The 13,469-nt window shown below is 66.9% G+C and carries 13 protein-coding genes; 3 read left to right on the top strand and 10 right to left on the bottom strand.

Annotation, left to right across the window (positions count from 1 at the left end):
• Positions 1-36: 36 nt before the first annotated feature.
• Positions 37-3,360, bottom strand: coding sequence for a bifunctional lysylphosphatidylglycerol synthetase/lysine--tRNA ligase LysX (gene lysX, locus ACLMAL_RS05335; RefSeq protein ID WP_411998042.1), 3,324 nt, complete (start codon positions 3,358-3,360; stop codon positions 37-39).
• A gap of 144 nt (positions 3,361-3,504) precedes the next feature.
• Here lysX and ACLMAL_RS05340 point away from each other — a divergent pair, with 144 nt between their 5' ends.
• Complete coding sequence (locus ACLMAL_RS05340) at positions 3,505-3,726, top strand: RNA-binding S4 domain-containing protein (protein ID WP_328407861.1); 222 nt, start codon at positions 3,505-3,507, stop codon at positions 3,724-3,726.
• A 17-nt stretch (positions 3,727-3,743) separates the two neighbouring features.
• Here the strand turns inward: ACLMAL_RS05340 and rraA are convergent, their stop codons facing one another.
• From rraA to ACLMAL_RS05385, 9 genes are all read right to left on the bottom strand, one after another.
• A complete protein-coding gene (gene rraA, locus ACLMAL_RS05345) occupies positions 3,744-4,232 on the bottom strand; it encodes a ribonuclease E activity regulator RraA (RefSeq protein ID WP_411998043.1) in 489 nt (162 codons plus the stop codon).
• 171 nt (positions 4,233-4,403) lie between these two features.
• Positions 4,404-4,769: a DUF5313 family protein gene (locus ACLMAL_RS05350; RefSeq protein WP_411998044.1), complete on the bottom strand. Its 366-nt coding sequence runs from the start codon at positions 4,767-4,769 to the stop codon at positions 4,404-4,406.
• Positions 4,770-4,830: 61 nt separating this feature from the next.
• Positions 4,831-5,211, bottom strand: coding sequence for a DUF5313 family protein (locus ACLMAL_RS05355; RefSeq protein ID WP_411998045.1), 381 nt, complete (start codon positions 5,209-5,211; stop codon positions 4,831-4,833).
• An 81-nt stretch (positions 5,212-5,292) separates the two neighbouring features.
• Positions 5,293-5,751: an SRPBCC family protein gene (locus tag ACLMAL_RS05360; RefSeq protein ID WP_328407865.1), complete on the bottom strand. Its 459-nt coding sequence runs from the start codon at positions 5,749-5,751 to the stop codon at positions 5,293-5,295.
• 37 nt (positions 5,752-5,788) lie between these two features.
• Positions 5,789-6,685: a CopD family protein gene (locus ACLMAL_RS05365; protein WP_411998147.1), complete on the bottom strand. Its 897-nt coding sequence runs from the start codon at positions 6,683-6,685 to the stop codon at positions 5,789-5,791.
• A 32-nt stretch (positions 6,686-6,717) separates the two neighbouring features.
• Positions 6,718-7,263, bottom strand: a complete 546-nt coding sequence (locus tag ACLMAL_RS05370) for a copper resistance protein CopC (protein ID WP_411998046.1) — start codon at positions 7,261-7,263, stop codon at positions 6,718-6,720.
• Positions 7,260-7,919 (bottom strand): YcnI family protein, encoded by a 660-nt coding sequence (locus tag ACLMAL_RS05375; protein ID WP_411998047.1) that lies wholly within the window; start codon positions 7,917-7,919, stop codon positions 7,260-7,262. Before ACLMAL_RS05375 ends, ACLMAL_RS05370 begins: the two co-directional genes overlap by 4 nt.
• 43 nt (positions 7,920-7,962) lie before the next feature.
• Complete coding sequence (locus ACLMAL_RS05380; protein WP_411998048.1) at positions 7,963-8,508, bottom strand: hypothetical protein; 546 nt, start codon at positions 8,506-8,508, stop codon at positions 7,963-7,965.
• A 13-nt stretch (positions 8,509-8,521) separates the two neighbouring features.
• Positions 8,522-9,157: a DUF6474 family protein gene (locus tag ACLMAL_RS05385; protein ID WP_411998049.1), complete on the bottom strand. Its 636-nt coding sequence runs from the start codon at positions 9,155-9,157 to the stop codon at positions 8,522-8,524.
• 388 nt (positions 9,158-9,545) lie between these two features.
• On the opposite strand from ACLMAL_RS05385, the gene ACLMAL_RS05390 reads away from it, so the two are divergent.
• Positions 9,546-11,279 carry a TM0106 family RecB-like putative nuclease gene (locus tag ACLMAL_RS05390; RefSeq protein WP_411998050.1) on the top strand — a complete coding sequence of 578 codons (1,734 nt, stop codon included), beginning with the start codon at positions 9,546-9,548 and terminating at the stop codon, positions 11,277-11,279.
• Positions 11,276-13,243, top strand: coding sequence for a molecular chaperone HtpG (gene htpG / locus ACLMAL_RS05395; RefSeq protein ID WP_411998051.1), 1,968 nt, complete (start codon positions 11,276-11,278; stop codon positions 13,241-13,243). Before ACLMAL_RS05390 ends, htpG begins: the two co-directional genes overlap by 4 nt.
• Positions 13,244-13,469: the final 226 nt, after the last annotated feature.

Below are 13,469 nucleotides of genomic sequence, written 5' to 3' on the forward strand. Positions count from 1 at the left end.
TCCAAGATTAGCGGGCAAATCGGGCACATGTGAAGCTCAGCGCGGCTTCACCAGCGGGAAGGGCAAGGTTTCACGAATGCTGCGACCGGTGATCAGCATGACGATCCGGTCCACACCCATCCCGAGTCCGCCGGTCGGCGGCATCGCGTGCTCGAGCGCCTGCAGGAATTCCTCGTCGAGTTCCATCGCCTCCGGATCGCCGTTGGCCGCGAGCATCGATTGCTCGGTGAGCCTGCGGCGCTGCTCGACCGGATCGGTGAGTTCGCTGTAGGCAGTACCGAGTTCGACGCCCCACGCGACCAGGTCCCAGCGCTCTGTCACCCCGGGAATGCTGCGGTGCGCCCTGGTCAACGGCGACACCGAGGTGGGGAAGTTGATGTAGAAGGTCGGCTCCTCGGTATGGGATTCCACCAGGTGCTCGTACATCTCCAGCACCACCTGCCCAGTGTCCCAGCCGTGCTGGTAGGGCACATGCGCCTTATCGCACAGCTCCCGCAGCTGCGCCAAGTCCGTCTCCGGGGTGATCTCGGTACCCAGCGCGTCGGACACCGCGCCGTGCACGGTCTTCACCGCCCAGTCACCGGAGATGTCCACCTGCTCGAATGAGCCGTCCGGGTTGGGCCGCAGCGCCACCGCCGCGCCATTGGCCGCCACGGCGGCGTTCTGGATGAGCTGACGGCAGACGTGCATCATCCGCTCGTAGTCGCTGTGTGCCTCGTAGGCCTCGAGAATGGTGAACTCGGGATTGTGGCTGAAGTCGACGCCCTCATTGCGGAAGGTGCGGCCCAGCTCGAACACCTTCTCCATACCGCCGACGCACAGTCGCTTGAGATAGAGCTCGGGCGCGATCCGCAGGTAGAGATCCAGGTCGTAGGCGTTGATGTGGGTGATGAACGGCGTGGCGTTCGCACCGCCGTGCACCTGCTGCAGGATCGGGGTCTCCACCTCGAGATAACCCCAGCCGTGCAACGAATCCCGCAGTGATCGGACCACCGCGCTGCGCTTGGCGAGCACCTCGCGGGCCTCCGGGTTGATCGCCATGTCGACGTAGCGCTGACGCACCTTCGCCTCGGGATCGGCGAGCCCTTTCCACTTGTCCGGCAACGGATGCAGGCATTTGCCGATCATCCGCCAGTCCGCGGCGAGCAGCGAGAGCTCACCGCGACGGCTGCGCCCGATCTGCCCGCTGATCTCGATCAGATCGCCGAGGTCGAAGAACTCGGTGAATTCGGCGCTGTGTTCGGCGCCGACGCGATCGCGATCGATGACCAGTTGGATGTCGTCGGTCCAGTCGCGCACCACCGCGAAGATCACGCCGCCGTAATCGCGGATGCGCAGCAGCCTGCCGCATACTCGGACGGTGGTGCCGCGCGGCGACCGGCGGGCGGCGGCGACGGTGTGGGTGGGCGGATAGGCGACCGGATATGCGTCCACCCCGGCGTCGGTGAGCCGGGCCAGCTTGTCCATCCGCACCCGCACCTGCTCCGGACGGCGATGGCCTGGCTCCGCGGTCTCGATGTCGGCCAGGGCCGGCGGGCTGCCGTCGGGATGCAGTCCGGTCAATGTCGGTGGCACCGCGCTATAGACGCCGGTGTGCGTCACGGTCTCGGGTTCCTTGCCGAACCGCGGTAGGAAGCCCTCGGCCAGTGCGCTGGCCACCGCCACGCGCGGCAGCTGCCTGCGCTCCTCGAACAGGAAGAACCGGGGCACCCAGTTCGGCTGGTACTTCACATTCGACCGGTACAGCGCCTCCAGCTGCCACCATCGCGAAAAGAACAGCAGCACACCACGCCACAGCCGCAGGATCGGCCCTGCGCCGATGCGCCCGCCTTCCTCGAAGACCGAACGGAAGACCGCGAAGTTGAGCGAGACCTTGGTAATGGCGTGCTGTTCGGAGGTCAGCGCCAGCTGGGAGATCATCAGCTCCATCACGCCGTTGGGGCCTTGGGGGTCGCGGCGCATCAGCTCCAGGGAGGCACCGGAGCGCCCCCACGGGACCAGCGACAGCATGCCGAGTACGCGATCCTGACCGTTGACCGCCTCGACCAGCAGACAGTCGCCGTCGAGCCGGTCGCCGAGCCTGCCGAGCGCCATGGAGAAACCGCGTTCGGTCTCGGTGTCGCGCCAGGCGTCCGCGCGGGCGATCACCTGCTTCATCTCCTCGGGAGCAATCTCACGCTGCCGGCGAATCCGCACATGTATTCCGTGCTTGCGCAGGCGATTCGCGGCCTGACGGACCTGTTTCATCTCGGGGCCTGCCAGCGAGAAAGTTCTGGTGTCGAGGATGGCTTCATCACCGAGACGCAGCGCAGAAAGCCCGGCCCTCCGGTACGCCGTCGCGCCGAATTCGCTGGCACCCATAACCGCTGGGGCCCAACCGAATTGATCGGCAAGTTGCAGCCAGGCATCGATCGCCTGCGGCCATGCCTCCTTGACACCGATCGGGTCGCCGCTGGCAAGACAGACACCGAGCTCCACCCGATAGGTGACCGCGGCCTTGCCGCTGGGCGCGAAGACCACCGCCTTGTCGCGGCGGGTCGCGAAGTAGCCGAGGGAATCCTCGACGCCGGAATGCTCCAGTAGTCCGCGGATCGCGGATTCATCGGTGCCGGTCATCGCGTTCGCCGCGCGCTGCGAGCGCAGCAGGATGATCACCGCGGCCAGTAGCGCGATCGCGCCGAACAAACCGAGCAGGAAGTTGACGAACGCGCGCGGGTGGCCGTCGAAATGTTCGTTGTCGACAAGCACCGCGGCGGTGACGCGATAGACCGCCCACGCGGGCCGCTGCCCGCCCTGGGGCAGCGAACCGGGGAACAGCTCTACCAGACCCCAGCCGAGCAGGCAGCCGATCGCAAGACCACCGAGCAGCACCCCGAGCGCCTTCAGCCCCGCTCCGCGGCGCACCTTGGTGTAGAACTCGCGCCAGGCGCCGATGAGCACACCGATCGCGAGCACATGCAGCACCATCGCCACCAGCGCGTCGATCTCGCCGTCATTGATGAAATCGACCACGTTGGACAGCGTGTACAGCGTGAGATAGCCGACAAGCAACCACCAGGCGATGCGCTTGCGACTGGCCAACGCGCCCGCGAGCAGGCCGACGACTAGCGCCCACATGAGGTTCGTGTCGGGAGCGTCGAAGTAGTAGGCGTCGATGTAGCGGCGCGGTATGTGCGTCAGATAGCGCAGCGCGGGCGACAGGCTCCACAGGAAACACAGCACGGCGAAGACACCGAGGATCATTCCCGCGATGTGCGGGACCTCCCTGAGCCGGCCGTGTCCGCGATGTGGCACGGGTGGGGTCGGTCTGCCCGCGGGTGGTTCGGTTTCGATCTGGTGCTCGGCGTGCGTGGAGGTCACCGAACCAGTGTGTACGGTGTCACGGCATCGATGCTCCAAGATCGCCCGGGCATGTCGGTTATGGGCGCGTCATACGTGCGTGTCAGTCGTCACGATGGGGGGTTGGCGTTTCGTTGTTTCCGGGCGAAGGGTAAGGATGTACCCATGTCCGATCCAGTCGATGTGCCGATCGATGACGACGTCATTCGACTCGGCCAGTTCCTGAAGCTGGCCAACCTGATCGAGTCCGGCTCGGAGGCCAAGACGGTCATCGCCTCCGGTCTGGTCCGGGTGAACGACGAGGTCGAGCTGCGTCGTGGCCGCCAACTGCACCCCGGCGACGTGGTCACCATCGCCGGTCACAGAGCTCGCGTGGCAGGCGAGTGACCGGTTCCCCGGCCGGGTCAGTCCTCCGCGCGGACCACGACGCCGTCGTGGTCGCTGTAGAGCATGTCGCCTGGGGTGAAGGTGATGCCGCCGAACTCGAGCGGGACGTCCCGATCGCCGCTGCCGGTCTGGGTGCTCTTGCGCGGGTTGGTGCCGATGGCCTTGATGCCGATCTCCAGCGTGCGCAGAATCGCTGAATCGCGCACTGCACCGTTGACGATGACACCGGCCCAGCCGTTGGCAACGCCGCGGCCGGCGATGATGTCGCCGACCAGCGCGGTGTGCACACTCGCGCCGCCGTCGACGACCAGTACCCCGCCATTGCCCGGTTCGCTCAGCGTTTGCTTGACCAGTAGATTGTCCTGGAAGCAGCGGATCGTGGTGATTCGCCCGGAGAATGTCGCGTGGCCACCGAACTGAATGAACTGCGTGTCGCAGCTGCGAATCTCGGGGCCGATTTCATCGGCGAGATCGGCGGTGGCAACAACGTTCTGCGATTCGGTCACTGCGTTATTTTTGCAGCGCCTGCGGCGCTGCGTGTTCGCGGCCCCCTCAGGCTTGCGTCCGAGCGGCCGAGACTCGCGCCTGCGGCGCATGCGCTTCGCCCACTCGGACGCAACCCGGGCCGCGAACTGGCGCTCGTAAGACTCGCGCGTGGTGGCTGGGTAGCTCGATCGTTACCGGTGTCCGTGCCGCAGCTCGTAGAGATCCCGATCATGCTCGGAGATCTTCCCGTGATCTACGAGTTCCGGATCCAAACCATGCTGGACCAGCCGGAAGCGCCGCCATACATAGCCGAGTGCGACCGTGAATATGACCAGCGGAACGATCATCATCACGATGAGGCCGATCTTCAGTGGCATTGGGCCGGGGAACAGCAACACCAGGGCGAAGAACGGGATGATCGGTCCCAGAAACCGGACGAGATAGCGTTCCATGGCCCCGTGGCCGACGAGGTCGCGGATAACCCACTCGTGCAGCTCCTCGGGGAGCTCGAGGCCCAGATCGTAGGTGATCCGCTGCCGTATCGTGGGAGTCTTCATAGATCCAGGCTATGCCTGTGGTATAGGTCACTGCCAGTTTTCCGTGGCAACTCGGCAAACTTCAGGCGCGCCCGTGCCTGCGTTCGTAGGCCTGTCGTTCGGCCTCGCCACGGCGGCGGGCATCGGAGTCGGCGAGACTCGGATCGAGGCCGTGTTTGATCAGGCGGCTGCGCCGGTAGACATACATCAGCGCGATCGTGAAGTAGATCAGCGGCAGATACAACAGCGCCATCATGGCCAAGCCCATCCACTTCGGGCCGGGTACCAACAGAAACAGCATGAGCACCGGAATCACCGGGAGCAGAAACCGCATCAGATAGCGACGCGCGGCCCCCTGCCCGGTCAGATCGTCGCGCACCCACTCCGACATCGACGCGGGCAGCGTTCGACCGCAGGCGTAACCGATCCGCTGCGGGAAGGTCGGGGTGGTGCGTTCAGGCATAAACTCAGCATCCTCGGTGGTGAGCAGGCCGGACAAGTTGGGCACCCGACCCGATGGGCCGGGCGCAGGGCATATCGGAACTCAGCTCTGCCTGCTCGCGTGGAATTCGGCGATCTGAGTGGTCAGGTTGTGCGTGGAGTGCTTGACGGCGAGCTTCACGAACGGCTCGATGGTCTTACCGAGGACGCGTCCGGCGAGACCGCCGGGGACGCGGTACTCCACGATCGCATCGACGGTGCATGTCGCCTCGCCCTTGTCGTGGAACAGAAAAGTGGATTCGATCTCGAAACCCTTGATCGACTTCACCGCGATCGCGGCGTGCTCTTCCCAACGCACGACCTGGATGCGCGAATGCAGCGTGGCGGGTCCGAGCTTGATGACGCCGTCGAAGGTCGCGCCGACGCCCTCGACCTGGTCGGTGACCGGGGTGAATTCGTGGATCTCGGAGATGAACCGCGGCAGATTGCGGTAGTCGTTGACATAGGCGAAAGCGGTTTCGGCCGACGCCGTGCAGTCCTCGACGATTTTCACTTCGGTCATGAAGTCACTGTAACTGCGGCGTGCTCGGCCTACCTGGTCACGCTGTCACGGCCAGTGTCGCGGCCAGCCCGAACGCCAGCGCCATCACGCCGACCTCGAGCACGGCCCTGCGCAATGACGCCTCGGCGGTCATCCGATGGTCCGCAGCGCGCCGCACCCAGCTGCGCCGCCACCACCAGCCGAGCGTGAGCAAGCCAACCAGCACAAGGGTTTTCGCGAGCAGGATGCGGCCGTAGCCGGTCGTCACGAACGGTGCAGGCCCGCCGATCCGCACCAGCCCGTTGACGACCCCGGTGGTCGCCACCGTCGCGATCAACGGCAGCGCCACTGCCGAATACCTCGGTAGCGTGACCGCCCATTCGCCACGGGTGCGCACCACCAGTGCGAGCGCGACCAGCATCCCGAACCAGGCCGCCGCGGCCAGCGCGTGCACCGCGCCGAGCACCGAACCGAACGGCTGCTGCGACATGTGCCCGGTGATCGGCCGCAGCGCCAGCGTCACGGCCGCGAATACGAGCACGAGATCGGTCGATGCGGCGTCGGGTCGGCGGAAGGCCAGCGCGCAGTAGCAAGCGATCGAGAGGGTGCCGACCAGGATCGCGATGCCGACCTGTCCGCCGCTGATCTCGACAAGGAAGGTACCGAACTGTCCGCCGCCCAGGCGTGTCACCGGAACCCCGACGATGTCGGCGGCCTCGAAGGCGAGCACCGCGAGCTCGGCCGCGCACCAGATGCCTGCCAGCACGGCGAGCAGCCGCCACGGCGGCTGCGCTCGCGGATGCACCCGGGGGAGCGCGGCAAGCCCCAGCACGGTCGCACCCGTGCCGTCCGCGATCACCCGGACGCCGCCCTCGGTCGGTATCGGCGCCGGGATGTCCAACGCCCAGGCGAGCAACACCCCGAGCAGGCCGGCCGGGACGGCCAGCAGCAGCATCCGCGCGTCCCGGCCGCCGGTCGTCACACCGCTCACGGTTGTTTCCGGCTCCTGCCGCCGAACAGCGCGAACGCCAGGCCGCCGCCGAACAGCAGGACCGCGCCGACGATGAACACCCACAACGGAATACCGTTCGAGCCGCCGTCGTCGGCCGCGCCGCTTTTGGCGCCCGGCTTCGGCCCGGGGACGCCGTTGCCTGCCTTACTGAGGGTGAACTTCCTGGTTCCGCTCACCGGATGGCCGTCGGCGGAAGTCACCCGGTAGGCGATGGTGTACTCGCCGACCGGGCCGAGCTCACCCACCTCGACGCTGACCGACTTGCCCGCGACGGTCGGTGTCCCCTTCGACCACAGGTTGCCGTCCGGGCCGACGACGGTCAGCGACGGGAAGCTGGTCTGCAGGTCCTCGTTGAAGGTGACGCTGACCCGTGCCGGGCCCGCGTCGATAGTCGAACCGTCCTCCGGTGAACTGCCGGTGGCCGCCGAGTGCGCGGCGGCGGTGCCTGCGGCGGCCAGCCCGACGCCGAGCAGCAGCAGACCCGCGACGAGTGCGGTGAGCAGGCGGCGCGCCGTGGTCATGAGCGTCGTCCGCGGATCACGTTGCCGAGGCCGAGTGCGACACCGAGCAGACCGAGCGCGAGGCCGATGCCACCGAGCCACCTGGCAGTGCTGTCATCGGCGTCGACGGATTCCTGGTCCGCGGCTTCGGCGGTCGACCCGTGCTCGTCTTCGCCGGCCTTCGCGGCCGCGAGGGTGATGCTCGGGGCCGGATGCTCCGGCTCCGAGCCGTCGCTGCCCATCGGCTGATCCCAGTTGACGACCTTGCCATCGCTGTAGGTCTGCTTGGCCGGGAAGCTCAGCTTCTCCTGTGCGGGCAGTGGGCCGATCGAGAGGACGAATCGCTGGAACTGGCCGGGCCCGACGCCGGGTGCGCCCGGGTCTGCGGTCCAGGTGACGGCGGTGATCTCCGACTTCTCGTTGCGCTCGATCTTGGAGCTCCAGCCGGGCATGGGCTCGGTGCGCGCGCTCTTGGGGGCGGGCAGGGTCACGGTGAGCGCGGTGGTGCTCGCGGTCTCCGATTCGGTCGGCACCTTGAAGGTGACCACCGAATATCCGCCCTGTTGGGCGCCGGGTGCGTCGGCGGTGACGTGCGCTGCCGCGGTGCCGCTGGTGACCATGACCAGGCCCGCGGCGACCGCGGTCGTGCAGGACGCACGCAAAAGGGAACTACGCATGGGACGAAAGGCTTTCTCTCCGAAGGAAAATGGTGCGAGCGGGTCAGGCGGGCACCGGTGGCGCGCGCGGACCGATCGCGCCGTTCGGATGAAAGCGGTAGTGCCGCAGGCCGGGATCGGGCCAGCGGGCCTGGTCGGTGCTCCGGGCGCGGCGCGGCGCGGTAAGCACCGTCCGGAGCGCGCCGGACGCCATCGCATAGAGCCGCTCGGCCGACACGATCAGCGCCGCACAGCCGAGCGTCGCGACGACATGCGCGGCGAGCATCCAGCCGGTGGGCAGCGCGGCCGTGGGCAGCTGGATGGATGTGCCGACGCCGGAATCGTGACCGTGGCCGAGCAATCCGGACAGCACCCAGTGGCCTGCCAGTTGTCCGCCCGCGAGCACACCGAGCAACCCGATGGGGCGGCGCGCGATCGGCGACCTAGCGCTGGCGCATCCGACCGAGGCGGCGATGAGCAGCATCAGCGCCGCCTCCGCCGAATCCGGATAACCGCCACCGGCCGGACCGTGTGCGGCTATCGCGAGCGCACCGACCACGAGGCCGACCAGGCAGCCGCGCAGGCTGCCGGTGATCGGACCGGTGCGCATCGCGGGTGGGAGGTCAGCCCACGCCGAGGCGCGCCAAGACGTCCGCCTCGATCCCGGACAACTCGGTGGAGATCGACGCGTGCACAGCGCGGCGGCGCGGCGTGGGCATTTGCTCCGCGGTCCGCACGGCGGCGGTCAGATTGTCGAGCCGATCCTGCGTGGCCTTGACGAAGGTCTTGCCGTCGCCATTCTTGCTGTCGCCGATCGTGCCAAGTGCGCCTTCGGCATTGGCGATACGGGCCTGGAGCTTGGCGCCGTGACCGCTGAAATCGCCCAGCTGTTCGATGCCGATGCCGAGCTGGTGGGCGCGACGGTTATCGATCTGACCGCGAATCAATGTCGCGGCGCGATAGGCCAGCGGCGCGAGGACGGGGATCAGCACGCGGGCCACCCCGAGGTATTTGCGAACCTGGCCGGCGCTGAACGGATCCCGCTCGGCCTTCGCGGCCAGCTTCAGTGCGGCCTTCTCTTCGGCCTGCAGCGCGGAGATCTGTGCTTTGGCGACCTTGCGCTGGGTGCGGGCCTCGGCGCGACGGGCTTTGCGATCGTTCTTCGCGCCGAGTTTGGCCTCCAAGCCGGCCTTGTGCTTGAGGGCTTTCGCCTCGGCCTTGCGGCTCGGGCGCCGCTTGCGCTTCGTGAACAACCCCATCGAAGGCCCTCCGTCATGCTGGTTTGCCATGGCAGTACGACGTCGGGGAACGCCCGTCCGCCCCATGTCACGTTTGTCGCTACCCTAGCTTGTGTCCGATGTGCCGCGCCTGCGGCACGGCGTGTTCCCGGCCCCCTCGGTCTGGCTTCCGAGCGGCCGAGACGCGGGCCTGCGGCGCCTGCACGAGTGTCGGACATTCGTCCGCCCAGGGGCGCCTCCCGGCCTTGCCCACTCGGCAGCACGAGGATCGCGAACGGACGCTCACAAGATTCGCACCGTCGTGGTCGAGATGTGGGCCGAGCTCATTCGCCACGGGGCCGGTGGGGACTCTGTGCAGGTCGGTCATGCGATTCGCGGAGTTGTCGGGGGTAGGGACCATACTGCATACGTGTATTCGGGCATCGGCGATCGCAACGGTCGCAATCACGAGGGCGGCCATCGTGACGGCACAGCCGACGATCGGCCGCGCGATGCCACGGCGGCTTTCGTCGATGCCAGGGCGCTGATCGGGTGTCGGCATCGGCTGCATCTCAACGCGGCTCATCCGGAGATGCTGACCGGTGTGAGCGAGGATGCCGGGGTTCGGCAGCGGCGCGAGGCCGCCTCGGCGCACCGGACGCAGGTGCGAGAAGCGCTGATCGCGGCAGCTCCGGACAGTTGGCTGGTGATCGACCCGACGCTGCGCGCGGGAGAGCGATCCGAGGCGACGCTGCGTGCGTGTGCCGCAGGGACGCACCATATTTGGGGCGGATTGTTGCCGCAGGAGCCCGACACCGGCCGACGCGGCGGCTCGGAGATCCTGCTGCGCGACCTGGACCGCGGCGGCTACATCCCGGTGATTGTGGTCAACCACAAGGTGACCGACCCGCGTCAGCCCGAGCCCGCCGACTTCCATCCGACCACCTCGGATCTGTATCACTGGGATCCGCAACCGGATCCGCATCGCAAACTGCGTCAGCAGCCGCGCGATCAGCAGCGTCTCGCGCACCTCTATCGGATGCTCCAGCGCCACGGACTGGCCAGCCCGGCCCTGGTCGGCGGCGTGATCGGGTATCACTTCGACCGCATCCTCGTGCACGATCTCGGCCTGCTGCTCGCCGATTACGACCGGCGCTACGCCGACCGGATCGCGGTGGTCCGCGGCGAATCGCCGACGGTGCCCTCGAAGGTGCCCGAGTGCAGGCAGTGCCCGTGGTGGAGCCGGGGTGCCGCCGGCGAGGGCAGCGCCGAGGGCGTCAGCTGTGAGGGCTGGTTGACCGACCATCGGGACGTGAGCCTGGTGGCGCCGGGTTCGCGCGCGGAGGTGCTGCGCGGGCACGGCGTGCAGACCATCGACGATCTGGCCGCCTGGGTCGGCGACGATCCGGAGGACTGGCAGCACGGACCGTTCGACGAAGCCGTGGTGACCGCACGAGCGTGGCTCGCCGGTGCGCCGCTGGTCCGCAAGGTCGACAAGGTGTGGGTGCGCCGAGCCGATGTCGAGGTGGATGTAGACCTGGAGAGCTTCCAGGAATACGGCGCCTACCTGTGGGGCACGCTGCTCGACGGGCAGTATCGGCCGTTCGTCACCTGGGATCCGCTGCCGACCGAGGACGAGGGCCGCTCTTTCGGCGAGTTCTGGACCTGGCTGATGACGGTGCGCGCCGAGGCCGCCACGGCGGGGAAAACCTTTGCCGCCTACTGCTATTCGCGCACCGCCGAAGACAAGTGGCTCTACGAGTCGGCACGCCGGTTCGCCGGGCGACCCGGGGTGCCGACGGTCGACCAGGTGCGCGCGTTCGTCGACGGGCCACAGTGGGTGGACATGTTCCAGGCCGTCTCCGACCAGTTCATCTGCCCGAACGGCAAGGGTCTGAAGAAGATCGCACCGGTCGCGGGTTTCGCATGGCGCGATCCCGAGGCGGGTGGCGAGGCGTCGATGAGCTGGTATCGGCGCGCCGTCGGCTACGACAGCGAACCCGACCTCGGTCAGCGCACCCGGCTGCTGGAATACAACGAGGACGATGTGCGGGCCACCATGGTGTTGCGCGAGTGGATGCACCCGCGCGAACCCGGTCCGCACAGCGCAGACCTCGAGGTTCCTGCGCTCGCCGATTTCGGGCGTCGTAGTATCGCGACGTGACTGAGCACGTCGAAGAACTCGAGTTCCAGGCCGAAACCCATCAGCTGCTCGAGCTGATGATCCACTCGGTCTATTCGAACAAGGACACGTTCCTGAGGGAGCTGATCTCCAATGCTTCCGATGCCCTGGACAAGCTGCGGCTGGAGTCCTACCGGGACAAGGATCTGCATGTCGACACCTCCGATCTGCACATCGAGCTGGAGGTCGACACAGACGCGCGGATCCTGACCGTGCGAGACAACGGCATCGGCATGTCGCGCGCCGAGGTTGTCGATTTGATCGGCACGTTGGCCAAGTCGGGCACCGCGGAGTTGCGCAAGAAGCTGAACGAGGCCAAGAGCGCCGCGGCCGCCACCGGCGATCCGGCAGAGCTCATCGGCCAGTTCGGCATCGGTTTCTACTCGACCTTCATGGTCGCCGACAAGGTCACACTGACCACTCGCAAGGCAGGCGAGACCGAGGGCACCCGCTGGGAGTCCACCGGCCAGTCCACCTACACGATCGAGACGCTGGACGAGGCGCCGCAGGGTACCGCGGTCACCCTGCACCTCAAGCCCGCCGACGAGGACGACCACCTCTTCGACTACACCCAGGAGTGGAAGCTCCGCGAGATCGTCAAGAAGTACTCCGACTTCATTGCCTGGCCGATCCGCATGCAGGTCGAGCGGACCGTCACCGAGGGCGAGGGTGAGGACAAGACCGAGAAGACCATCGTCGAGGACCAGACCCTCAACTCCATGAAGGCGCTGTGGACCCGCCCGAAGAGCGAGGTCAGCGACGAGGAGTACAAGGAGTTCTACAAGCACGTCAGCCACGGTTGGGACGATCCACTCGAGATCATCCCGATGAAGGCCGAGGGCACGTTCGAATACCAAGCGCTGCTGTTCGTTCCGTCGCACGCGCCGTTCGACCTGTTCACTCGCGAGCACAAGCGCGGCGTGCAGCTCTACGTGAAGCGGGTGTTCATCATGGACAACTGCGAAGAGCTGATGCCGGAGTACCTGCGCTTCGTCAAGGGTGTGGTGGACGCCCAGGACCTTTCGCTCAACGTTTCTCGCGAAATCCTGCAGCAGGACCGGCAGATCCAGATGATCCGCAAGCGCCTGGTGAAGAAGATCCTTTCGACGGTCAAGGACTTGCAGGGAGCCGAAGACCAGGCGAAGTACCAGACCTTCTGGAAGGAGTTCGGCCGCGTCCTCAAGGAGGGCCTGCTCTCGGACTTCGACAACCGCGAGACCCTGCTGCAGGTGTCGTCGTTCGCCTCGACGAACTCCGACGCCGAGCTCACCACGCTGGCGCAGTACGTCGAGCGGATGCAGGACGGCCAGGACGCGATCTACTACATGACCGGCGAGAGCCGTCAGCAGGTCGAGAGCTCGCCGCACATGGAGGCTTTCAAGGCCAAGGGCCGTGAGGTGCTGATCCTCACCGACCCGGTCGACGAGATGTGGGTCGGTTCGGTGACCGACTTCGACGGCAAGCCGTTCATGTCGGTCGCCAAGGGCGAGGTCGATCTGGAGTCCGAGGAGGAGAAGAAAGCCTCCGAGGCGCTGCGCGAACAGCAGGACAAGGACTTCGCCGAGGTACTCACCTGGCTCGGCAAGGCCCTCGACGACAGCGTCAAGGAGGTGCGCCTGACCAGCAGGCTCACCACCTCTCCTGCCTGTCTGGTCGGCGATGTCTTCGACTTCACCCCGATGCTGGAGCGGATGTATCGCGCCTCCGGCCAGCTGGTCCCGGAAACCAAGCGAATTCTCGAGCTCAACCCGACACATCCGCTGGTCACCGGTCTGCGCGACGCCTACGACACCCGCAAACAGGACGCCGACGCGGGCAAGGTTCCCGAGCTCACCGAAACCGCCGAACTGCTCTATGGCACAGCGGTTCTGGCCGAGGGCGGCGAGTTGAAGGACCCGGCCCGGTTCGCGCACATCCTCACCGATCGGCTCACCCGCACGCTCTGAGCTCGCTGTCCCGCTAGTCCGCCTCTCCGCACCTTCAGGCCGGACTCGCGTGCATCGCCAGTCGCGTCGGCGGCTGGCGGTGCGGTGGCGAGCTGGGTTCGCTGGTACCCCGTGAGTTACCCATGTGCTCACGAAATCAGTTGTCACGTGGGTTGAACCGGGTGACGGGCCGCAGATCCGGCCCGTCACCCGGCGAACTTTCGACGACAATGGCGGAATGACCGAT

Origin of the sequence: Nocardia sp. CWNU-33, from assembly GCF_046764895.1 — a bacterium.
Lineage (GTDB): Bacteria > Actinomycetota > Actinomycetes > Mycobacteriales > Mycobacteriaceae > Nocardia.